Here is a 22197-nt window from a genome sequence, read left to right on the forward strand (position 1 = left end):
ATGAAAGAGGAAATTATAAGTATTATAAAAGCAAATACACAAAAGGGAAAAGAATATTTCAATGACCTTAGAAATAAAGAGGAAGAAGCACATAACAATGTGATTTTAGAAGTAAATGAAATACTTGAGCAAGTTAAGAAAAAAGGAGACACCTCACTTATAAAATATACTAATAGGTTTGACAGCTGTAATGTGACAAAAGAGAATATGCTGGTAACCCAAAGCGAAACAGAAGATGCTTATAGATTAGTAGAAGATGAGTTTATAGAAGCGTTAAAGACAGCTTCTGAAAATATAATGTTTTTTCACCAAAAACAGAAAAGAAATTCATGGATAACTACAAGGGAAGATGGAATAATGCTTGGACAGCAAATAAGACCCTTGGAAAGGGTGGGTATATATGTACCTGGAGGTAGGGCGGCATATCCATCTTCCGTACTTATGAATACTATTCCGGCCAAGGTAGCCGGAGTAGAAGAAATTATTATGGTGACACCTCCTATGAAAGATGGAACTATAAATCCTAATATTTTGGTGGCTGCAGATATAGCAGGAGTAGACAAGATATATAAAGTGGGAGGAGCTCAGGCTGTGGGCGCACTGGCTTTTGGCACTGAGAGTATTAATAAGGTGGATAAAATAGTGGGTCCTGGAAATGTATTTGTAGCCATGGCTAAAAAAAGTGTGTATGGTTATGTGGATATAGATATGATAGCAGGACCTAGTGAAATATTGATAATTGCAGATGAGGGGGCAAAGGCATCCTATCTGGCAGCAGACTTAATGTCACAGGCGGAACACGATTTAATGGCTTCCTCCATACTTATTACCACTTCTAAAGATTTAGCCAAAGAGGTGAAAAAAGAGCTTGAAAAACAGATAGAACACTTAGAAAGAAAAGATATAATAAGAAAATCCTTAAAAGATCATGGAGTTATAATGTTGGTAGAAAGTATAGAACAGGCTTTGGATATATCAAATAAAATAGCTCCGGAACATCTGGAGGTTTGCATAAGGGATCCTTTTATGGTACTTGGGGATATAAAAAATGCAGGTTCCATATTTTTAGGGGATTTTTCACCAGAACCTTTAGGGGATTATATGGCAGGACCTAACCACGTGCTGCCTACCAGCGGTACTGCCAGATTTTTTTCTCCTTTATCTGTAGATGATTTTATAAAAAAATCTAGTTTTACACATTATTCAGAGAGGGCACTTTCAAAAATAGGAGATAAAATTGTAAAATTGGCACAAGGGGAAGGGCTTACTGCACATGCCAACTCCATAATGGTAAGAAATAAAGCTTAAGGAGAGAGAAAATTATGATAGAGAAATTATTCAAACAAAATCTTCAAAAATTTGTACCCTATACTGTACCTAAATTGGATTATGAAATAAAATTGGATGCCAATGAGAGTTTTTTAAAACTAGATGATTATATGATGGGAAAGATATTAAATAAAATAAAAGATGTGGAGTTTAATAGGTATCCTGATGCCGGGGCAGAAAAAGTATGCAGGGCATATTCTAAATATGTGGGCATAAACAGAGAAAATATAATGGCAGGAAATGGGTCAGATGAACTTATACAGATTATTATAGCTGCGCTTGTAGATAAAAATGAAAATATAATGACTGTAGAACCTGATTTTTCTATGTATGGAAATTATTCGGAAATAGGTGGAGGGAAGGCTTTAATTTTTCAGCTGGATGAAGAATTTAATCTAGATGTGGATAAACTTATAGAAAGTGCAAATGTGGAGAAAGTGAAAGTATTATTCCTGTCAAATCCCAATAATCCTACAGGAAAAGTTTTAAAAAGAGAGCAGATATTTAAAATATTAAATGGATGTGATTGTGCAGTAGTTATAGATGAGGCCTATGTTGAATTTCATGAAGAAAGCATAGTAGACAGCATATATGAATATGAAAATCTCATAGTACTTAGAACCTGTTCAAAGGCCATGGCTTCTGCTGCCATAAGATTGGGATTTTTAATTACCAATTCTTTTATGTTAAATGAAATAAAAAAAGCAAAGCCTCCTTTTAATGTAAGTTCTGTAACTCAAGCTATAGGTGAAGCTGTACTTGAGGAAACAGAATATATAAAAAAATCTTTAGAGAATATAAAGAATGAAAGAAGTTTTTTAATAGATAAATTAAGTGCTTTTAAAGAGATTAAATTATATCCTACCTGTGCAAATTTTATACTTATAAAATTTAAAGATGCAGAATTTGTGTATAAATATCTTCTTGAAAATAAAATAGTTGTTAGAAATTACAAACAAGGAAGGCTTAAGGACTTTTTAAGAATAACCGTGGGAAGTAGAGAAGAAAATGAAGCTGTTATAAATAATTTAAGTAAAATACTAAAATAATTTTCAGAAGGAAGGTGTCTTATTGAGAATAGGAGAAATTTCAAGAAAAACCTATGAAACGGATATAGAAGTGAAAATAGATTTAGATGGCAGGGGAAAATATAATATTGATACAGGTATAGGATTTTTTAATCACATGCTTTGTATGATAGCGAAGCATGGAATTATGGATATGGATGTGTATGCAAAGGGGGATTTGGATGTGGATTTTCATCACACCGTAGAGGACGTGGGAATATGTATTGGAAAATCCATAAAAAAGGCACTAGGAAATAAAAAGAGTATAAAAAGATATGGAACTTTTTTTATACCTATGGATGAAAGTTTGTCTATGTGCTCTGTAGATTTAAGTGGAAGGCCATTTTTAGTTTTTCAGGGAGAGTTAAAAAACTCCAAGGTGGGAGAAATGGATACGGAGCTGATAGAGGAGTTTTTTAGAGCACTTGCCTTTAATGCTGAAATGACTCTTCATATAAAAGTCTTTTACGGTAAAAATACTCACCACATTATAGAATCTGTTTTTAAATCTTTTGCCCACGCTTTAAGAGAGGCAGTATCCATAGATGAAAAAATAGAGGGAACCATGTCTACTAAGGGAATGATTTAGTGAGGAGGGATAATTTTGATTTCTATTATAGATTATGGAATGGGAAATTTAAAAAGTGTAAAAAAAGCATTAAAATATATAGGGGAAGAAGCCCAAATAACTTCAGATAAGGATTATATAGAGAATAGTCAGGGAGTGATACTACCGGGAGTAGGTGCTTTTCCTGAAGCTATGAAAAACCTAAGAAGCAAGAAACTGGATGTAGCTATAAAAAATGCTGTGGAAAAGAGGATACCACTGCTTGGTATATGCCTTGGAATGCAGCTTTTATTTGACACTGGAGAAGAAATAAAAAACTGCAAGGGATTAGGTCTTATACCAGGAAATATAGCTAAGCTTTATGGAAATATAAAAATACCTCACATGGGATGGAATAGTTTAAATTTAAAAAAGAAATGCGCCCTGCTGGAGTCCATACCAGAAAATAGTTATGTATATTTTGTACACTCTTTTTATGCAGATATGAAATATGAAGAAAATTTAAATGCCTGCAGTGTTTATGGAATTGAAGTGCCTGCAGTTGTAAGTAATGGAAAAGTATATGGAACACAATTTCATCCCGAAAAAAGTGGGGATGTAGGTATTAAGATATTAGAGAATTTTGCAACACTTTTAAATAAATAAAATTAGCTTATTTTAAGGAGGCGGCTTTATATGATAATACTTCCTGCTATAGATTTAAAAGGAGGAAAATGTGTCAGATTATATAAGGGGGATATGAATTCACAGGAGGTTGTGGCAAGAGACCCTTTCGAAACAGCACTAAAATTTAAAAGTGAAGGTGCCCAGTATTTACATATGGTGGACTTGGATGGAGCACTAAAGGGAAGTGGTGAAAATTTAGATATAATATCTAAAATAGTGAAGAATGTAGATGTACCTATAGAAGTTGGCGGAGGAATAAGGAATATAGAAACCATAGATAAATTTATAAAACTAGGTGTAAGTAGAGTAATACTTGGAACAGCGGCACTAAAGAACAAGGAACTGGTAATAAAAGCTGTAGAAAATTATGATGAAAAAATTGCTGTGGGAATAGATGCAAAAGATGGCGTACCTGCAGCAGATGGCTGGACCACTCTTAGTAAAACAAATTATATAGATTTTGGGAAGGAAATGGAAAAAATAGGAGTACAGACTTTAATATTTACAGATATAAGCAAAGATGGAACTTTAGAGGGAACTAATTTAGAACAACTTTTAAAACTTAAAAATTCAGTTAAATGCAATGTAATAGCTTCAGGTGGCATAAAGGATATAGAAGACATTAAAAGTCTTAAAAAAGAAAATGTATATGGTGCCATAGTTGGAAAAGCTATATATGCTAAAACACTTTCTCTAAAAAAAGCCATAGAGATAGGAGGAAATTAAAAATGCTTACCAAAAGAATAGTTCCATGTTTAGATGTAAATATGGGAAAAGTAGTTAAGGGGATAAACTTTGTAAATTTAAAAGATGTAGGAGATCCTGTGGATATAGCACAGTATTATAATAAACAGGGGGCGGATGAAATAGTATTTTTAGATATTACAGCCACCTATGAGAAGAGAAAAACATTAATTGACGTAGTGGAGAGAACTGGAGAAAAGGTATTTATTCCCCTTACTGTAGGCGGTGGAATATCAGGAATAGATGATTTTAAGATTATACTCAGGGCAGGGGCAGATAAAATATCTGTAAATTCAGCGGCTATAAGAAATCCCAATTTGATATATGAGGCTGCAGATAAATTTGGTTCCCAGTGTGTAGTAGTTGCAATAGATGCAAAAAAGAGAGCAGAGGACCAGGGTTGGGACGTATTTATAGAAGGTGGAAGGAAAAATACAGGAATAGATGCCATAGAATGGGTAAAAAAAGTGGAGAGTTTGGGAGCAGGGGAAATACTTCTTACAAGTATGGATGCAGATGGCACTAAAAATGGATATGATATAGAACTTACTAAGGCAGTGGCCGAATCTGTAAATATTCCTGTAATAGCTTCTGGAGGATGCGGCTCTTTAGAGGATTTTTATGATGTATTTGAAGATACTGGTGCAGATGCAGCCCTTGCAGCTTCTTTATTTCACTATGGAGAATTAGAAATAAAGGATGTAAAAGAATATCTTCATAAAAGAGATATTCCTGTAAGATTATAAGGAATAGTTCTTGTAAAAAATATAATTATGGAATATATTAAAATAGGTGATAATATGGAAAAGGAAATTTTAAAAAATATAGATTTTAAAAAAGGGCTTATTCCTGCTGTAATTCAAGATTTTGAAAATGGAGAAGTGCTTATGGTGGCATACATGAATGAAGAATCTTTAAATAAAACTATTGAAACGGGAAAGACCTGGTTTTGGAGCAGATCCAGAAAAGAGTTATGGAATAAGGGGTCTACTTCCGGTCATTATCAATATGTAAAAAGTATAAGTGTAGATTGTGATTATGACACACTTTTAATAAAAGTGGAACAGATAGGAGCTGCCTGTCATACTGGAAATAGAAGTTGTTTTTATAGAAGTATATAGTTTAAATAATAAAATTTTAAAAGGAGTAGTTATTGGTGGAATTACAAAGTGTGGTAGAAGAATTATATAATGTTATAAAAGATAGAAAAGAAAATCCAATAGATGGTTCTTATACTAATTATCTATTTAAAGAAGGACTGGATAAAATACTAAAAAAAGTTGGAGAAGAGAGTTCAGAAGTTATAATTGCCAGCAAGAATGATAATAAAGAAGATAAGATTTGTGAAATATGTGATCTTATATATCATGTTTTAGTTTTGATGGCAAATGAAAATATAACACTGGAAGAACTAAGAAAAGAACTTGAAAAGAGAAGGCAAAAAATATGTAATAAAAAGCAGGATAGAAAAGCTATAGAGAAAATATAATTTTCATGCTATTATGGGCTGCATATAAGTTAACAAATATTTAAGCATTTAAATAGTAAATATTTAAGAATTAATATCTATAATAAAAATTATAGATAAACTTTATTTAGGAGCTGATGATAGCTTGAAAAATATAAAATTTAATATTATACCTCTAAGTCTCATGCTTGTAATACCTGCAATAAATGTAATTTATAGAAAATTAAACAATCCTCTCAATGGCTGTTATAATTTAGTCACTTTTTTAGATAAACAGGTGCCCTTTATAAAGGAGTTTATAGTTGTGTATTGGGCATGGTATCCTTTTTTGATATTAGTACTGATATATTTTTGCTTTAACTACAGGAATATTTATTATAAAACTATGATCACCATAATTTTAGGAATGCTTCTGTGTTATATGACCTATTTTTTCTTTCAGACAACAGTACCTAGACCTGCCCTTTACGGCAGAGATATTTTTATAGGTATTATTAAGCTTACCTATAGATGGGATAAGCCCTTTAATTGTTTTCCTAGCATACATGTCTTGACAACCTATGCAGCTATAAGGGGATGTATGGAAGGGGTAAAAAATAAGTTCAATAAAATGAGTATAAATTTTACGGGTATATTTATAATATTATCTACTCAATTTGTAAAACAACATGTAATTTTAGACTTGATTTCTGCTATAATATTAGCAGAGATATTATATAGATTTGCTGTAGGATTTATCTTAGAAAAATGTGAAATGATACTTTCAAATAAATATATTAATATAAATAGTGAACAATAAGCAGTTTTGACAATTAAATTACATTCAAATTTTGGAGATAATGAATTATAATATAAGTATGAGTTTTTAGGAGGGGTAAAAATGGATAATTACAAATTGCTGTCTGACTTAGTGGAAGCGTCTACAAAACCTATATTGGATGCTAAAGGCTATTGGCAGACAAGTATAGTAAATGTTTTAAAAGCAAAACGTGAAGAATTTGGGGATCTTAATGCTTATAGCCTGGAATTAAAAGCTGACATTGTATACATAATGACAGTATGGAGAAAACAAAGAAAGGTTATATATGACTGGGTGGAAAAATCAGCACTGCCTTCAGTAATCGAAGTAAGTAGTATGCTCTCAGATATCGACAATACCTCAAAAACAGAGGTGGTAGATGGAGATGTAGTTTTAAAATCAGGGGAACCTTTAGGCAGCGATGCCGCAAATATAGTAAAAAAATATAACTGCATAGAGAATATGAATAAAAGGGTAATGTTCATGGAAAGAGAATATTTTTATTGCCGTATAAGAGATAACATACTTTTAAACGTATACCAATTCATATGGGAAAATGGAGAATTGGGAGCTGAAGTGGTAAGAGATTGTACTAAAGAAACTGTGGATAAAATAGCTGATTTAATTTCACGCTGTGCTGACGAATGTGTAAAGGTAAATGAATTTGTTTAAGTAATAAAAAAATTATAAATTTAATCAAATAAAGAGAGAAGGTTTTAGCATTAATTATATAATAATTTAGTTGATGTTATTTGACAGTTAATGTTTTTGACTTTCTCTTAATTCTTAATTTTAGGGAGGATTATGCAGTGTTTGATACACACATACATACAATTTTTTCTACAGATTCAAATATGCAAATAGAAGATGCAATAAAATGTATGAGAGAAAAGAATATATCAGGTATAGTAACAGAACATATGGATATTAATTTTCCCAAAAAAGATTCATTCTGTTTTAATGTAGAGGATTATTTTAATTTATATTCTAAATATAGGGGTAATGATTTACTTTTGGGAATAGAGCTTGGCATGAAAGAAGATTGTTTTAGAGAGAGTAGTGATTTAATAAAAAATAATTCCTTTGACTATGTACTTGGATCAGTCCATTTGGTAGAAAATCTAGATCTTTATTATGAAGATTATTATAGAGGAAAAAGTAAAAGAGAAGCCTATGCTAAGTATTTTGAAGTTATACTGGGTAATTTGGATAAATTTCAATTTATAGATAGTCTAGGGCATATTGATTATATAGCAAGATATGCTAAGTTTGAAGATAAGGAAATATACTACGGGGAATTTTCTGATATAATAGATGAAATATTAAATAAGGTGATAAAAGAAGGCAAGTGTCTGGAGTTAAATACACGAAGACTTGATAAGAACATATCAGTAAAGAATATGATAAACATCTATAAAAGATATAACCAGCTGGGTGGAAAATATATAACTATAGGTTCCGATGCCCACCAAATTGAAGCTATAGGAAGTAATTTCATGGCGGCAAGAGAAATTTCGCAGTTCTGTAATTTAAAAATAGTGTATTTTAAAAATAGATTGATGGAATATGATAAAGGTTTTTAGTACATAGAGTTTTATCTGCATAAAATAATAAATGTGTGCAATTAAAACATGTAATGAACTCATGGATATATGCATATATATTTTAAGAAACTTTCTTTTTAATGGAATTCATTTTTATAGCTATAATGGATTTTATATCCTCTAGATTTTTATTGCTTAAGATTCTATAGGAATATTGATTTTTCCATGCATCTTTATCTTCTAAAGATAAACTATCCAACTTATTGTATAGCTTATTTAATTGATTTTCACCAATTTGAATAATTACAGTAAACGCACCCTTTTCAAAGAAAACATAACATATATGTTTATTTTTATGGCAATATTTATAACACCATCCATGGTCACTTCCAAAACGAAATTTAAGTCTGATTGATAGTTCATAAGAATCAATCATAAATTGGTGTAGTTTTTCAAGATATAAAATACTTTCCTTTCCAATAGTTTCATATATATCATTTAATGATGGAATTATTTGTTTGTTAAGCATCCGTTCGTACACTTTAGCTTCACTCCTTATTATAAAATTAATCCACGAGTTTTAGATTAAAAGAACTTTAGGAATATTCTTTTAGTTTTACTTAACCTTTAATCAATAAATATGTTTTTTATGTTTTCTTCAATACATATCCATGAACGTTTTGAAAACATAATTAAAGTATGATTTTTTTTAGATTGTTTTTTTATTATCTCAGTCATACTGTGTCCTATAAAATCTGTAAGTACTAATACTACATCCGTATTTTTAGGGATTTCTATTTTCTTATCCCCTTTTTTTCTACCTGTAATGTGATTAACTTTATTAATTCCACATTTGTTCAGCTTATTTTTAATATTATCAAGTCTGTCCCCTCCTACAATTAAAATATTCATAAAAATCTCTCCTTCTTATAATATATAGATTAAAAGTATTTATAAACTTCTTTCCTATTCCAAATAGTTTAAGAAAAATTAAAAATAAAAACTCTTCTTGTAAGATAAGTCACAAGAAGAGTTCCTTCATGCTTCTCATCTTTCAGGTTTTATACCTGCTGGAATTAGCACCGTTGAATGATGAAAAATCATTCAGGTTGCTGGGCATCATAGGGCCAGTCCCTTCGCCACTCTGGATAAGAAGTTCCGTATTCAATTGAAAAAATGATAACAGATATATATACTGTTTGTCAATAGAAAAATAAATATTTTTATATTTTTTTAAATTTAAAGGAGATTAAAATATACCTCTACAAATCCTGCTGTGATACCAGTGTAATAACAACTAATTGGGGGCGATTATTGATTCGGACAGGAAAGAGGCTGTTTCCAAGGCCTCGGCTGACCACCATTTTAGTTTGGTTCTTTTCATATAGGCCCTCAGAATATTTGGGGAAGAAGCCTTGATTTGGTGCAAAAAGTCCCCCGACAAGGGGTAAACGTATCTGTCCCCCATGAGCATGACCACTTAAAACCAAATCAATTCTATTATCTGCATACACGTGAAACAATTCTGGTCTATGTGATAACAAGATTGTGTAGTGGCTGCTCTCATTTTTCATAGTCTTCAATTTTGCATCAATTATGGCTGCATTTCTTCCAGATAAATTGTAGTTTGTTGTAAAGGATGGATCATCTAATCCTAACAACCGAATAGAATCTACACCCCATTTGATTGTAGTACCTTTATTATTTAATGTGATAACTCCGGTTTCTGCCATGTGTTTTTTCAATTTTTCGTATTGGTGGATTCTTGATTCATGATTGCCTGTAACATAATATATCGGGGCTATATCCACAGCACCATTGATAAAATCCAGTGCTTTTTGAAGATCTGTATGTCTGGAATCAATTAAATCCCCAGTGACAGCAATCAAGTTTGGGGATGATTCCTTCATTGCCCTGAGTAATTTGTTTTGATTGTGTCCAAATTCTTCATTATGTAAATCAGATACATGAATAATTCTAAATCCGTTGAAGGAGGCAGGAATCTTTTCACTATTAATATTGATTTCCGTTTTTTGTATGGACACATTACCCCAATATAACCAGACAGAAGAAGTAACAAGAATAATTGATAAATATGGTAATATCGTCTTACACTTTTTACCTTTTATAATTTTCATAGGACTACTCCACCTCCATGATCATCAATTAATATATAAATTTGATTAAATTATTTTTTACCCCAGAGCTTAGTTAATCTATCTTTAATTTTAGATTCAAATCCATTGGATGTTGGCTTATAATACACAGTATTTTTATGAGAATCAGGTAAATACTGCTGTTTTACAAATCCACCGTAAGAGTGTGGATACAGATAACCAGTACCATATCCTGATTTTTCTGCACCCTTATAATGGGCATCTCTTAAATAAGGGGGTATTCCAGAATCCCTGCGGCTTCTAACATCTTTCAGCGCAGAATCAATTGCAATGCAGGAAGCATTTGATTTTGGTGCTGATGCTACGTATATTGCTGCTTGAGACAATGCGTATCTACATTCTGGCATGCCTATCATATGCACCGCATTCATGGCATTTGTGGCTACTATTAAAGCCATGGGGTCAGCATTTCCAACATCTTCTGAGGCCTGAATAACAATTCTTCTTGCGATAAACATGGGGTCTTCACCAGCATCCAGCATTTTTCCAAGATAGTATACTGCTGCATCAGGGGAACTGCCTCGAAGTGATTTTATAAAAGCACTGATAGTATCATAGTGGGATGTACCCCCTTTATCATATAAGGTAATTTTCCTCTGGATGCATTCTTTTGCATCTTTTGTGGTTATAAAAATTTTATCTTCTTTTTTTGATGAAGTTCTAACTGCCATATCCAGAGCATTTAAAGCCTTTCTTATATCACCGCCGCTGTGCAGGGCAAAGTAATCAAATACTTTAGGGTCTACTTCTATTTTAAGATAACTAAACCCTTTTGGACTTTCAATTGCATTTTTTAATGCTTTTTTTACATTATTTTCAGAGAGGTGTTCTAGTCGAAAAATCATAGAACGGGAAAGAAGTGCATTGTTAACCTCAAAGTAGGGATTTTCCGTGGTAACTCCTATCAATATAATTATACCTTTTTCAACTGCATTTAGAACACTATCTTGTTGAGCTTTATTAAATCTATGTATTTCATCAATAAATAATATTGTCTTTTTAGAATAAAATTTCAAGTTGTTTTCTGCTTCTTTTATAATCTTTTTTACATCTGCCGTACCGGAATTTACAGCACTCAATTCGTAAAAATTTGCCTTTGTTGTATTGGCTATAATTCTTGCCAATGTGGTTTTGCCTACACCAGGTGGTCCGTAAAAAATTACAGAAGAAATATTATCTGTAACTATTGCTCTATATAACATTTTATCTTTACCTAAAATATGTTCCTGTCCTATAAATTCTTCTAAAGTCTCCGGTCTCATTCTTTCAGCCAAAGGTTTTAATTCTTTGTGATTTCTTTCATTAGCCATATCAAATAAATCCATAATTTCACTATCCTTTTTAAACTATTTTATATTATTATACTGCAAAACTGATAGTTTTTAATTTAAAAAGCAATATTTGAACATATTCTTGTTTTAATTGCTTCATCTGTTAAACATTATGAATGTCATATTTACCTTATAAGAATCTATAAAATGCAAGAAAGTCATCTAGAAAACAATACGAAATATTATGACAATTAAAATATATATTAATTGTCATAATATTTTCATATACAATCTTTGATAAATTATAAATTATATACTCAATTCAATGATGATTTAATACGAAAATTTATGTATCATTGATAAAAGAGTATTGAAAAAGAAATTGAATGGTGATAATATTTTAGACAATATTAATAAAAAATTTAGCAATATAAAATTAAATGGATAAAGGGGGAACTTTATGGAATTTGGACTTAAAATTAGAAAATTAAGACAGGAAAAAAGTATAAGTATAGAACAATTGGCTGAAAGGGCGAAACTTAGTACAGGACTCATAAGTCAAGTGGAAAGAAACATAACAGGACCTTCTGTAACCACATTGTGGAAAATAGCCAAAGCATTAAATGTATCAATAAATTATTTTTTTGATGAATATGAAGAAAAAGACAATGTAGTAAGAAAAGACAAAAGAAAAACCATAATTCTTCCCGATTCTAAGATAACATATGAACTATTGTCACCTAATCTCAAAGGAAAAATAGAATATCTGTTAGTAGAAATAGAGGCGGGAGAATGCAATACTAAAGATCTTATATGTCATGAGGGAGAAGAATGTGGCTATATAATTAAGGGAACACTAAAAGTTAAGTTAGGCAATAAGGAATATATTTTAGAAGAAGGTGACAGCATATATTTTGACAGCAATGTACCACATAGGTATATAAATGTTGGAAATGAAAAAGTTATATCTATATGGGCAATGACCCCACCTAGTTTTTAAAAATAGCCAGGGTAGTTTTCAGTATTATGAAATACAAAGCAGCTACTTTCCTTTCTACTGAATATCAATAGATAATTGAGATTTTGTTAATACATTAATAAAAAAAAGGAAATAAAATATAAAAATCATTAAAAAATATTGAAATTATTAATAAATAGTGATAATATTTAATGAAATATTATAAATTAAGTAGGATTTTTATGACTTTTTAATTCAATATATTGAAGGTAGGGGAGATGATATTTAATAAATAAAATCTAAGAATAATATATAGAAATTAAAAAAAATAAATTCTTGGGGGGCAAAATGAAAAATATAAAAAATTACAAAAAAAGGTTATGTGCAATTTTAATGGGAATTTGTTTATCTGTGTTTTCAGTAGGATGTGGAAATACAGGTTCATCAAGCAATGCAAATGGTTCTACTTCATCTGACAAAAGTAAATTAACTATTGCTATCAATGGAGATATGGGAACTTTGGATCCAGGTGTTACCATGGATAATATGGCATGGAAAATAACCTATCCTGCCTATGAAAGACTTGTACAATTTAATGGTGAATCTACAGATATAAAACCAGCATTGGCAACTGAATGGGAGACAAGCAGTGATGGACTCACCTGGACTTTTCATTTAGACAAGGGACATAAATTTACAGATGGAACAGAAGTTACATCAAATGCTGTAAAGTTTTCTTTTGAAAGGATACTTGCGCTGAATAAAGGTCCAGCTGATACATTTAAAGTAATAAAGACTATAAATACACCAGATGAGTACACTGTTCAATTTGTTCTGAGTAATGCTTTTCCTCAATTCTTAGCTACACTTGCTACTAACTATGGTAGTATAGTAAATCCTAAAGTTATGAGTCATGAACAAAATGGTGATAAAGCTCAAAATTATTTGGCTAGTCACACAGATGGAAGTGGTGCTTATGAACTTACTGAATGGAAAAAAGGAGCCTATATACATCTTGGTTTGAATCCTAATTATTCTAAAAAACCGGTTTTAAAAGATGTATATTTTAAACTGGTTGCAGATGCTTCATCAGCAAGACTTGAACTTGAAAAAGGTGATGTGGATATTGCAGAAGGAATAGATATTGATCAAATTGACAAACTTAAGAGTAATGAAAATATTTCAATTGTAAAAAAATCTAGTTTGTTAGTTGAGTATGTATATTTAAACTGTACAAAAGGTAATGCTGCACTTCAAAATCCAAAAGTAAGACAAGCTATTAGTTATGCTGTTGATTATGATTCCATAATAAGTAAAGTTATGAATGGATATGCTTCATCAATAGCGAGCCCTGTACCGAAAGGACTATGGGGATATAATGCATCTGCTTTTAAATACACTAAAAATACTGACAAAGCAAAATCATTGTTAAAAGAAGCAGGGGTGAGTAATCTACAACTTACATTACTTTACTCAGATAGATTCCCTAATTGGGAACAAGAAGCATTGATCCTGCAAAGTAATTTAAAAGATATTGGAATAACATTAAATTTAAATAAAGTAGCTTATGCAACTATGAGAGATATGCTTGATTCGGGAAAATTTGATCTTTCACTTGGTGTTTGGAGTCCGGATTATGCAGATCCATTTATGTTTATGAACTACTGGTTTGATTCAAATAACCAGGGACTTGCAGGTAATAGAGCTTTTTATGTTAATTCTACGGTAGATACTCTAGTTAGAGAAGCAGCGTCTATAACTGATAAATCACAACGTGAAAATTTATATAATCAGGCACAAAAGATAGTAATAGAAGAGGCACCTTATGTTTATCTATATCAAAAAGATTTTGTTATACCTATGAATAAAAATGTAAAAGGATTTGTCTACAATCCAATGTTAGAGGGAATATACAACTTGGAAAATATGAGCAAATAGGCAGTATTACTTGTCTCCCATCTTGAAAAGGATGGGAGTATTAGCTAATTACCGCATTGGGATGAATTGCAAATAACCAATTAAAAGTGACTGGCTTATTAAAAAGTGTATTTGAAGATTTGTCACTTTTAATTGACTGATATTTAGGAGGAAACACATGAAAAAGATTATTATAAAAAGACTTCTAATGATGATATTAGTTCTTTTTGGAGTTACAATAATAGTATTTTTCCTATCTCATGTAATTCCTGGAGATCCTGCCAGAATGATGGCTGGGCAGAGAGCCTCACAGGATACACTTATAAGTATTAGGAAGCAGCTTGGATTAGATAAACCTTTAATAGTTCAATATTTTGTTTATATGAAAGGTCTTTTATCTGGAGATTTAGGAATGTCAATAAGAACACAACGACCAGTTATATCAGATTTGGCAACATATTTTCCGGCTACTTTGGAATTAGTTTTATATGCATTTTTAATAGCACTTGTAGTTGGAATTCCATTAGGTGTTTTAACAAGTTTAAAACAAAATACAATAACAGATTATTTAGGAAGAATATTCTGTATAGGAGGGGTTTCTATTCCAGCATTTTGGGGAGGAATTATTTTAATACTTATATTTTATTCCAAGCTAAATTTACTTCCTTCTTCAGGACGATTATCATTAGGTTTAGCTTTTAATACCCAAATAACCGGTCTTATAACAATAGATAGTTTGCTTACTGGAAATTTTGAAGTGTTTAAAGATGCTCTAAGACATCTTATATTGCCAGCAATTGTCTTATCTTATGCTCAGCTTGCAACAATTACAAGACAAGTTAGATCAAGCATGATTGAAGTTTTAAGTGAAGAATACATAAAAACTGCCAGAGCAAATGGTATAAAAGAAAGGTTTTTAATTGTATCTTATGCACTTAGAAATGCATTAGTTCCCACAATAACTGTAGTTGGATTATCACTTGGAGGACTTTTAGGGGGAGCAGTAGTAACAGAAACTGTCTTTAACTGGCCTGGAATGGGTAAATATGTAGTTGATTCAATAGCATTTTTAGATTTTCAATCTATAATGGGATTTACCATCATAGTTGTAATAGGCTATGTTCTCATAAATTTGGCAGTTGATATTTTATATATGATTTTGAATCCGCAGACCAGAGAATAGGAGGAATACTTATGAACTTAGAGCTAGGAACTGGTGATACGTCAAATAAAAAAACTAAAAATAAAAGTATTATTCTTTATAAAATAAAAAAGAATCCAATGACTATACTGGGGTTTTCTATAATAATAATAATGGCGTTATTAGCTATTTTTGCACCTTGTATAACAAATTATGATCCTACGAAAATGAATATGCTAGATAGATTTCAGGGGCCAAGCATGAAACATTTATTCGGAACAGATGAAGTTGGGCGTGATATTTTGACCAGGGTTATTTATGGAACTCGAATATCTCTCACAACTGGAATAAGTGTAGTTGTTACTGCAGGGCTTATAGGTGCCATTATAGGATCTGTATGCGGATATTTTGGTGGATATGTAGATCAAATAATAATGAGATTAATGGATATTGTGCTGGCGTTTCCAACTCTTATACTTGCAATGGTTATAGCTTCAATATTAGGTTCTAGCTTGTTTAATGTTATGCTTGCCATTGCTATAGTGAAAATTCCTGTATATGTGAGATTAGCCAGAGGTGAGGCACTTATTTTAAAGAACAATCTGTATGTAAAGGCAGCTAATACTTTTGGATTATCTAATGTATATATAATATTTAGGCACATTATTCCAAATGCCATAACTCCTATAATTATTCAAGTTACTTTGGATCTAGGAGATACTATTTTGCTTGTAGCAACACTTGGATTTTTGGGACTTGGAGCAAAGCCGCCAACTCCAGAATGGGGAACTATGATAAGTACAGGATTTAAGTACATGCTTGAACAATGGTGGTATCCTACTTTCCCTGGATTTGCAGTTTTCTTGGCTTCAACTGGTTTTAATCTGATAGGAGATGGTTTAAGAGATGTACTTGACCCTAAATCTTCAAGATAGGAGGAAAATGTCTTGTTAAATGTAGAAAACTTATCTATATCCTTTGATACTTTTGAAGGGAGAATTTATGTACTTGATAATGTATCTTTTTCTGTAGATAAAGGTGAGATACTTGCCATAGTAGGAGAATCGGGATCAGGTAAATCTGTTTCAGCCTATTCTATACTAGGACTTTTGGATAGAAATTCAAATATAGAAAATGGACAAGTATTATTTGAAAATACTGATCTTCTAAAATTAAATAGGAAAGAAATACAGGAATATAGAGGTAAAAAAATAGGTATGGTCTTTCAAGAACCTATGACTGCCCTTCATCCTACCATGAAGGTCGGAAAACAAATTTTAAATGTAATAATACAAAATTCGGGAGTTTCAAAGGAAAAAGCAGCAGAAATAATGCTTAAAAATTTAAGAGATGTTCATTTTGATAACCCGGAATATATAGCCAATAAATATCCCTTTGAACTTTCAGGAGGTATGAGACAAAGAATAGTTATTTGTCTTGCCATGTGTAATGAGCCTAAACTTTTGATTGCAGATGAACCTACTACTGCACTGGATGTAACCATACAAGCTGAAATATTAAATTTAATGAAAGAACTTGTAAAGAAAAGAAATACTGCTGTTTTATTAATTACACATGACTTTAGTGTAGTAAGAACCGTAAGTGATAAAGTTTGTGTAATGTATGGGGGAAAAGTACTTGAAAGGGGATATACGAAAGATGTGCTTGAAAAACCAGAGCACCCCTATACAAAAGCACTTCTAAATGCACTTCCAGATAAAGTTCAGCCAGATATAAGACTTCAAGAAATAAAGGGAGAAGTACCTGATCTTAGATATAGACCTAAAGGGTGCATATTTGCTTCTAGGTGTTTTTTAAAAACTGGTAGATGCTTGAGGGAAGTTCCACCACAAAAAAAAGCTTCAGAGGATCATGTTTTTTATTGCTGGGAGGTTGATAAGTGATGGAATCTATTTTAGAGATTAAAGATTTGAAAAAGGTATTTGGGAAATTTTCTGCACTTAAAGGTGTCTCTTTTAAATTAAACAAAGGGGAAACTTTTGGGTTAGTGGGTGAATCTGGCTCTGGTAAATCCACTATTGCTAATATAATAGTGGGAATAAATGCACCTTCATCAGGTAATGTGATCTTTGAAGATAGAGAACTATGGAAAAACAACAAATATAATTGTGGAGAGTACGGAAAGATTCAAATTGTATTCCAGGATCCACGTTCTTCACTTGATCCTAGAATGACTATAAAGAGTATAATTTCAGAACCTCTTCTAGCATTGCCAAAATCCATTAGGAGTAAAAAGGGGACTCGGGAAAATCTTGTAAAGCTTATAAAAAGTGTTGGCCTTCAAGAACAGTATTTAGATAGATATCCCCATGAATTTTCTGGCGGACAAAGGCAGAGGATAGCTATTGCTAGGGCTATAATTACAGAGCCGGAAGTTATGATTTTAGATGAACCTACTTCTGCATTAGATGTATCTGTGCAAGCACAAATTTTAAATCTTTTAAAGGATATACAAAGAGAAAAAAATATAACCTATTTATTTATTTCACATAATATGGCTGTTGTGAAGTATATAAGCAGCAGGGTAGGAGTTTTGTATAAAGGGGAATTCGTTGAAATGGGAAATGCACAAGAAGTATTTGAGTGTCCTAAACATGATTATACAAAGAGATTGATTTCTAGTATATTGAAGTAAAAATTATTATAGATAACATGGAATAGCTAACTTGGAGGTAAATTGCAATGAAAGCTTTTGATGCACATTCTGATATATTTACAGATATTACTGTAAGACGATTAAAAGGCGAGAGGAATATTATAGGAAAGTATCATATAGACCAATTGAAAAAAGGAGATGTAGCGGCTTCAATTTTAGGAATATGGATTGAACCTCTCTATGTTAATGAAGATCCCACATGGAGAACCCTTCAGATAATGGGTGCTGTTTCTGAAGAAATAGAAGATATGAAAGAGCATGCTGGTATTGTATATAAATATAGTGATTTAATTAGATTAAATCAAGAAAATAAATTTGGAATAATAATGGGAATGGAAGGTGTAAGCGGACTCAGAGATGACATAAGTCTTATAAATGTAATGTATAGGTTTGGAGTTAGACATGCTATGCTTACTTGGAATGAGGAAAATAAATTTGCCACAGGGGTTAAAAGCCCAAATAAACGTAGGGGACTTACCCAAATAGGTGTAAAGTTAGTAAAAAGAATGGAGAAATTAGGAATGATAATTGACGTATCTCATGGGAATGAAAGTACTTTTTGGGATATATATATAAATACTACAAAACCATTTATAGCTTCACATTCTAATGTATATAACTTATGTAACAGTGTTAGAAATTTAAAAGATGATCAAATTAAAGCCATAGGAGAAAGAAATGGAGTTATAGGAGTTAATTCTTGGGTGGATTTTGTGGATGCTGAAAATCCATGCGTAGAAAAGTTGGCAGATCATGTGGATTATATAGTAGATAAAATTGGCATAGATCATGTAGGATTTGGACTTGATTTTGCAAATTATTTAGATTTTAAAACTCTTAAATCGCTTCAGGATGAAGAATATATAAAAACCCAAGGTATTGAGGATGCTTCAAAAATACCAAATTTATTAAATGTTCTAAAAAAAAGAGGATATAATAATGATGAACTGGAAAAAATAGCTTATAAAAATATGGAACGTATAGTGAGAGATATACTAGTATAATGATAGGGGCTGTTTATTAGCGATTTTTGAAATAGCTATGAACAGTTTCTTTTTATACCAGTTTCATTTCAGTGCAAAGTATCGTAATTAAATGGCTTTTAAATATACATATTTTATTGTTGACAAGTTTACTCTGATTTGATAATATGATGGGGAAGTATTGTGATTTAAAGGAAGTGATTAATTGAAGCTATCCACAAAGGGAAGATATGGAGTGAAGGCCATGGTAGATTTGGCTATTCATTACGGAGACGAACCTTTATCTATAAAGACTATATCAGAAAGACAGGGCATATCTGAGTATTATTTGGAGCAGTTGTTCTCCAATCTTAGAAAATCTAATTTGATTAGAAGTATAAGAGGATCACAGGGAGGATACATTTTAAATAGAGAACCTAAGAATATAACTGTATGGGATATAATGGGGGTTCTAGAAGGCCCTATAGAGATATCGGATTGTGTAGATGATAATAATGAAAGTTCTTGTGATAATATAGATTGCTGTGCCACTAGACTTTTGTGGAGTAGGATAAAAGATGGAATAGATGAAATTATGAAGTCTACAACTTTACAGGATATGGTGGATGATTACAATAGCATGAAACAAAACAAACTGAAAGGGGACAAATAAATGGATAAAAAAGTGTATATGGATTATGCGGCTACTACGTATACTAAACCAGAAGTTTTAGAAGAGATGATACCTTATTTTACGAAAAGTTTCGGAAATCCATCTTCTCTGTATTCCATGTCAGATACTCCAAGAAAAGCTGTGGATGAAGCTAGAGGGAAAGTGGCTAAGGCCATAAATGCAGAAAAGAATGAAATATTTTTTACTGCGGGAGGATCTGAAAGTGATAACTGGATATTAAAAGGCATAGCCTTTGGAAATAAAAATAAAGGAAATCATATAATAACTACTAGTATAGAACATCATGCTGTAATACATGCCTGTAATTTTCTAGAACAAAATGGTTTTGAAGTTACCTATTTAAATGTAGATGAATATGGATTTATAAGTCTTGAAGAACTTGAAAAATCTATTAAGGATACTACCATATTGGTATCTGTGATGTTTGCCAATAATGAAGTAGGTACAATACAGCCTATAAAGGAAATAGGAGAAATCTGCAAAAAGAAAAAAATATATTTTCACACAGATGCAGTGCAGGCTATAGGTCATGTGGATATTGATGTAAAAGCAATGAACATAGATGCCCTTTCTATGGCAGCACATAAATTTTATGGTCCTAAGGGAATAGGGGCAATGTATTTGAGAAAGGGAATAAAAATTGAAAATTTAATACATGGTGGTGGACAGGAAAGAGGAAAAAGAGCTTCCACGGAGAATGTGCCTGGAATAGTGGGTATAGGAAAAGCAATAGAGTTGGCAGTCAATGATTTAAAGGATGAAGCTAAAAGATTAAGTTATTTAAGAGATAAGCTGATAACTGGGTTAATGGAAAATATACCTCATACCAAGTTAAATGGACCTAAAGGTGATAAAAGACTGCCGGGAAATGTTAATTTAAGTTTTATCGGAATAGAAGGAGAAACTATACTTTTGGATTTAAATGATGCAGGTATATATGCATCTACAGGGAGTGCCTGTGCATCCGGCTCTTTAGATCCTTCTCATGTGCTTTTATCTTTGGGATTACCTCATGAAGTGGCACATGGCTCTCTTAGGCTTACATTAGGCTTTGGAACTACAGAGGAAGATGTAGACTATGCACTAAAGGTTATTCCAGAGATAGTAGCAAGGAGGAGGGCAATGTCACCCCTTTGGGAAGATTTTATAAAATCTAAAAATGAAGGAGAGAAGGTAGAACAATCATGATGTACAGTGAAAAAGTTATGGATCATTTCAGAAACCCAAGAAATGTAGGAGAAATACCTGATGCAAATGGAGTCGGGGAAGTTGGAAATCCAAAATGTGGAGATATAATGAAGATGTACATAAAAGTTGAAGACAATATAATAAAAGATATAAAATTTAAAACTTTTGGATGTGGCTCTGCCATAGCATCTTCTAGTATGGCCACGGAAATTATAAAAGGAAAAACACTAGAAGAAGCATGGAGTCTTACCAATAAAGCAGTGGCAGATGCACTAGATGGACTTCCACCGGTTAAGATGCACTGTTCGGTATTGGCTGAAGAAGCTATTCATAAAGCAATAAATGATTATAGGGAGTCTCAGGGATTGGAGCCCTGGAAGATTCAAACTCATTCAGAAACCATTCATGAACATGTTCATGGACAATAGATATTGATATAAAAAATATAACTCTTTGGAGTTATATTTTTTATTTTTACGCGCAAACTACAAATATATATTTTAAAATTAAGGTGATATTTTGTATAGAACAAGAGATTTTATTTTTAAAGATGTAGTTAATCTTTCCGGTAATTTACTGGGCTTTATAAGTGATATAATATTGAACTTTAGTGATAAGAGAGTTCAGGGGTTTGTTGTTACGCCTAACAGTTTATTTAAAAAAAGTTTGAATATATTTTTAGAAGATGTGGTAAGTTTTGCATCTATAGTAGTTGTTACAGATACAAATAGAAGGAAATTGTTACAGTTCAGTAATATAAAAGGTATGAATGTGGTGAATAAAAAAGGATATTTAATTGGTATAGTAGAGGATATATTATTTCATAAGAGCACTTTCTCAATAAAAGCACTTATATTGTCTGTAGGATTTATAAATAATTTCATAGATGGAAAGAAAATATTACTTATAGATGATTTGATTTTAGGAGAAAAAAATTTATTATATAGAGGAGAAAGTGAAAATCTAAAATTTTCTAATTCGCCTTATAAGTTATTGGATTTAAAAGAAAAGGGAAAAGCTTAAAATC

General features: G+C 31.6%; 26 protein-coding genes and 1 riboswitch. Of the genes, 22 read left to right on the forward strand and 4 right to left on the reverse strand.

All coding sequences use genetic code 11. From position 1 onward, the window contains the following. The 11 genes from hisD (at position 1) to CKL_RS06425 (ending at position 8224) form a co-directional block, all read left to right on the forward strand. The gene (gene hisD, locus CKL_RS06375) at positions 1-1308 is read left to right on the forward strand and encodes a histidinol dehydrogenase (RefSeq protein ID WP_012101682.1); all 1308 of its coding nucleotides are present in this window, start codon (positions 1-3) and stop codon (positions 1306-1308) included. A gap of 14 nt (positions 1309-1322) precedes the next feature. Further along, on the forward strand, positions 1323-2378 hold the full coding sequence (hisC, locus tag CKL_RS06380) for a histidinol-phosphate transaminase (RefSeq protein WP_012101683.1): 1056 nt from the start codon (positions 1323-1325) through the stop codon (positions 2376-2378). Positions 2379-2400: 22 nt separating this feature from the next. Then, entirely contained in the window at positions 2401-2985 is a 585-nt protein-coding gene (gene hisB / locus CKL_RS06385) for an imidazoleglycerol-phosphate dehydratase HisB (protein ID WP_012101684.1), read from the forward strand. 15 nt (positions 2986-3000) lie between these two features. Next, complete coding sequence (gene hisH, locus CKL_RS06390) at positions 3001-3609, forward strand: imidazole glycerol phosphate synthase subunit HisH (protein ID WP_012101685.1); 609 nt, start codon at positions 3001-3003, stop codon at positions 3607-3609. A gap of 30 nt (positions 3610-3639) precedes the next feature. After that, positions 3640-4356 carry a 1-(5-phosphoribosyl)-5-[(5-phosphoribosylamino)methylideneamino]imidazole-4-carboxamide isomerase gene (gene hisA, locus CKL_RS06395; protein WP_012101686.1) on the forward strand — a complete coding sequence of 239 codons (717 nt, stop codon included), beginning with the start codon at positions 3640-3642 and terminating at the stop codon, positions 4354-4356. 2 nt (positions 4357-4358) lie between these two features. Continuing rightward, entirely contained in the window at positions 4359-5120 is a 762-nt protein-coding gene (gene hisF / locus CKL_RS06400) for an imidazole glycerol phosphate synthase subunit HisF (protein ID WP_012101687.1), read from the forward strand. A 54-nt stretch (positions 5121-5174) separates the two neighbouring features. After that, the gene (gene hisI, locus CKL_RS06405) at positions 5175-5495 is read left to right on the forward strand and encodes a phosphoribosyl-AMP cyclohydrolase (protein WP_012101688.1); all 321 of its coding nucleotides are present in this window, start codon (positions 5175-5177) and stop codon (positions 5493-5495) included. A 35-nt stretch (positions 5496-5530) separates the two neighbouring features. After that, complete coding sequence (gene hisE, locus CKL_RS06410; RefSeq protein WP_041700783.1) at positions 5531-5863, forward strand: phosphoribosyl-ATP diphosphatase; 333 nt, start codon at positions 5531-5533, stop codon at positions 5861-5863. 124 nt (positions 5864-5987) lie between these two features. Next, positions 5988-6641 carry a phosphatase PAP2 family protein gene (locus CKL_RS06415; RefSeq protein ID WP_012101690.1) on the forward strand — a complete coding sequence of 218 codons (654 nt, stop codon included), beginning with the start codon at positions 5988-5990 and terminating at the stop codon, positions 6639-6641. 81 nt (positions 6642-6722) lie between these two features. Beyond that, complete coding sequence (locus CKL_RS06420; RefSeq protein ID WP_012101691.1) at positions 6723-7313, forward strand: hypothetical protein; 591 nt, start codon at positions 6723-6725, stop codon at positions 7311-7313. Between the two features lie 137 nt (positions 7314-7450). Further along, positions 7451-8224, forward strand: coding sequence for a histidinol phosphate phosphatase (locus CKL_RS06425; protein WP_012101692.1), 774 nt, complete (start codon positions 7451-7453; stop codon positions 8222-8224). 82 nt (positions 8225-8306) lie between these two features. Here CKL_RS06425 and CKL_RS06430 read toward each other — a convergent pair whose 3' ends face one another. The 4 genes from CKL_RS06430 to CKL_RS06445 form a co-directional block, all read right to left on the reverse strand. After that, positions 8307-8714: a DUF3788 domain-containing protein gene (locus tag CKL_RS06430; RefSeq protein WP_242652541.1), complete on the reverse strand. Its 408-nt coding sequence runs from the start codon at positions 8712-8714 to the stop codon at positions 8307-8309. 98 nt (positions 8715-8812) lie between these two features. Further along, the gene (locus CKL_RS06435; protein WP_012101694.1) at positions 8813-9097 is read right to left on the reverse strand and encodes a DUF2325 domain-containing protein; all 285 of its coding nucleotides are present in this window, start codon (positions 9095-9097) and stop codon (positions 8813-8815) included. Between the two features lie 132 nt (positions 9098-9229). Further along, positions 9230-9340: riboswitch (SAM riboswitch) on the reverse strand. A 107-nt stretch (positions 9341-9447) separates the two neighbouring features. Then, positions 9448-10323 carry a metallophosphoesterase gene (locus CKL_RS06440; protein ID WP_012101695.1) on the reverse strand — a complete coding sequence of 292 codons (876 nt, stop codon included), beginning with the start codon at positions 10321-10323 and terminating at the stop codon, positions 9448-9450. Positions 10324-10373: 50 nt separating this feature from the next. After that, positions 10374-11687, reverse strand: coding sequence for a replication-associated recombination protein A (locus CKL_RS06445; RefSeq protein WP_012101696.1), 1314 nt, complete (start codon positions 11685-11687; stop codon positions 10374-10376). Between the two features lie 406 nt (positions 11688-12093). On the opposite strand from CKL_RS06445, the gene CKL_RS06450 reads away from it, so the two are divergent. The 11 genes from CKL_RS06450 to CKL_RS06500 all read left to right on the forward strand — a co-directional run bounded on the left by CKL_RS06450 (position 12094) and on the right by CKL_RS06500 (position 22193). Further along, positions 12094-12633, forward strand: coding sequence for a helix-turn-helix domain-containing protein (locus CKL_RS06450; protein WP_012101697.1), 540 nt, complete (start codon positions 12094-12096; stop codon positions 12631-12633). Between the two features lie 306 nt (positions 12634-12939). Continuing rightward, positions 12940-14529 carry an ABC transporter substrate-binding protein gene (locus tag CKL_RS06455; RefSeq protein WP_012101698.1) on the forward strand — a complete coding sequence of 530 codons (1590 nt, stop codon included), beginning with the start codon at positions 12940-12942 and terminating at the stop codon, positions 14527-14529. Between the two features lie 157 nt (positions 14530-14686). Continuing rightward, positions 14687-15691: an ABC transporter permease gene (locus tag CKL_RS06460; protein WP_012101699.1), complete on the forward strand. Its 1005-nt coding sequence runs from the start codon at positions 14687-14689 to the stop codon at positions 15689-15691. 11 nt (positions 15692-15702) lie between these two features. Next, positions 15703-16584 (forward strand): ABC transporter permease, encoded by an 882-nt coding sequence (locus CKL_RS06465; protein ID WP_012101700.1) that lies wholly within the window; start codon positions 15703-15705, stop codon positions 16582-16584. 12 nt (positions 16585-16596) lie between these two features. Continuing rightward, a complete protein-coding gene (locus tag CKL_RS06470; protein WP_012101701.1) occupies positions 16597-17553 on the forward strand; it encodes an ABC transporter ATP-binding protein in 957 nt (318 codons plus the stop codon). Then, a complete protein-coding gene (locus CKL_RS06475; RefSeq protein WP_012101702.1) occupies positions 17553-18305 on the forward strand; it encodes an ABC transporter ATP-binding protein in 753 nt (250 codons plus the stop codon). Before CKL_RS06470 ends, CKL_RS06475 begins: the two co-directional genes overlap by 1 nt. A 47-nt stretch (positions 18306-18352) precedes the next feature. Continuing rightward, complete coding sequence (locus CKL_RS06480) at positions 18353-19330, forward strand: dipeptidase (RefSeq protein WP_012101703.1); 978 nt, start codon at positions 18353-18355, stop codon at positions 19328-19330. 184 nt (positions 19331-19514) lie between these two features. Continuing rightward, positions 19515-19961 carry an RrF2 family transcriptional regulator gene (locus CKL_RS06485; RefSeq protein ID WP_012101704.1) on the forward strand — a complete coding sequence of 149 codons (447 nt, stop codon included), beginning with the start codon at positions 19515-19517 and terminating at the stop codon, positions 19959-19961. Then, positions 19962-21170 carry a cysteine desulfurase NifS gene (gene nifS, locus CKL_RS06490; RefSeq protein WP_012101705.1) on the forward strand — a complete coding sequence of 403 codons (1209 nt, stop codon included), beginning with the start codon at positions 19962-19964 and terminating at the stop codon, positions 21168-21170. Continuing rightward, positions 21170-21598, forward strand: coding sequence for a Fe-S cluster assembly scaffold protein NifU (nifU, locus tag CKL_RS06495; RefSeq protein WP_148204873.1), 429 nt, complete (start codon positions 21170-21172; stop codon positions 21596-21598). Before nifS ends, nifU begins: the two co-directional genes overlap by 1 nt. Positions 21599-21689: 91 nt before the next feature. Next, on the forward strand, positions 21690-22193 hold the full coding sequence (locus CKL_RS06500) for a PRC-barrel domain-containing protein (protein ID WP_012101707.1): 504 nt from the start codon (positions 21690-21692) through the stop codon (positions 22191-22193). Positions 22194-22197 lie beyond the last annotated feature (4 nt).

It is taken from the genome of Clostridium kluyveri DSM 555, assembly GCF_000016505.1.
In the GTDB taxonomy this organism is placed as follows: Bacteria; Bacillota; Clostridia; order Clostridiales; family Clostridiaceae; genus Clostridium_B; species Clostridium_B kluyveri.

Excerpts from the sequence above, each read along its gene's own strand:
- hisD (WP_012101682.1), top strand. The coding sequence starts at position 1 with ATGAAAGAGGAAATTATAAGTATTATAAAAGCAAATACACAAAAGGGA.
- hisC (WP_012101683.1), top strand. The coding sequence starts at position 1,323 with ATGATAGAGAAATTATTCAAACAAAATCTTCAAAAATTTGTACCCTAT.
- hisA (WP_012101686.1), top strand. The coding sequence starts at position 3,640 with ATGATAATACTTCCTGCTATAGATTTAAAAGGAGGAAAATGTGTCAGA.
- hisF (WP_012101687.1), top strand. The coding sequence starts at position 4,359 with ATGCTTACCAAAAGAATAGTTCCATGTTTAGATGTAAATATGGGAAAA.
- hisI (WP_012101688.1), top strand. The coding sequence starts at position 5,175 with ATGGAAAAGGAAATTTTAAAAAATATAGATTTTAAAAAAGGGCTTATT.
- CKL_RS06420 (WP_012101691.1), top strand. The coding sequence starts at position 6,723 with ATGGATAATTACAAATTGCTGTCTGACTTAGTGGAAGCGTCTACAAAA.
- CKL_RS06430 (WP_242652541.1), bottom strand. The coding sequence starts at position 8,714 with ATGCTTAACAAACAAATAATTCCATCATTAAATGATATATATGAAACT.
- CKL_RS06435 (WP_012101694.1), bottom strand. The coding sequence starts at position 9,097 with ATGAATATTTTAATTGTAGGAGGGGACAGACTTGATAATATTAAAAAT.
- CKL_RS06440 (WP_012101695.1), bottom strand. The coding sequence starts at position 10,323 with ATGAAAATTATAAAAGGTAAAAAGTGTAAGACGATATTACCATATTTA.
- CKL_RS06445 (WP_012101696.1), bottom strand. The coding sequence starts at position 11,687 with ATGGATTTATTTGATATGGCTAATGAAAGAAATCACAAAGAATTAAAA.
- CKL_RS06450 (WP_012101697.1), top strand. The coding sequence starts at position 12,094 with ATGGAATTTGGACTTAAAATTAGAAAATTAAGACAGGAAAAAAGTATA.
- CKL_RS06455 (WP_012101698.1), top strand. The coding sequence starts at position 12,940 with ATGAAAAATATAAAAAATTACAAAAAAAGGTTATGTGCAATTTTAATG.
- CKL_RS06460 (WP_012101699.1), top strand. The coding sequence starts at position 14,687 with ATGAAAAAGATTATTATAAAAAGACTTCTAATGATGATATTAGTTCTT.
- CKL_RS06465 (WP_012101700.1), top strand. The coding sequence starts at position 15,703 with ATGAACTTAGAGCTAGGAACTGGTGATACGTCAAATAAAAAAACTAAA.
- CKL_RS06475 (WP_012101702.1), top strand. The coding sequence starts at position 17,553 with ATGGAATCTATTTTAGAGATTAAAGATTTGAAAAAGGTATTTGGGAAA.
- CKL_RS06480 (WP_012101703.1), top strand. The coding sequence starts at position 18,353 with ATGAAAGCTTTTGATGCACATTCTGATATATTTACAGATATTACTGTA.
- nifS (WP_012101705.1), top strand. The coding sequence starts at position 19,962 with ATGGATAAAAAAGTGTATATGGATTATGCGGCTACTACGTATACTAAA.
- nifU (WP_148204873.1), top strand. The coding sequence starts at position 21,170 with ATGTACAGTGAAAAAGTTATGGATCATTTCAGAAACCCAAGAAATGTA.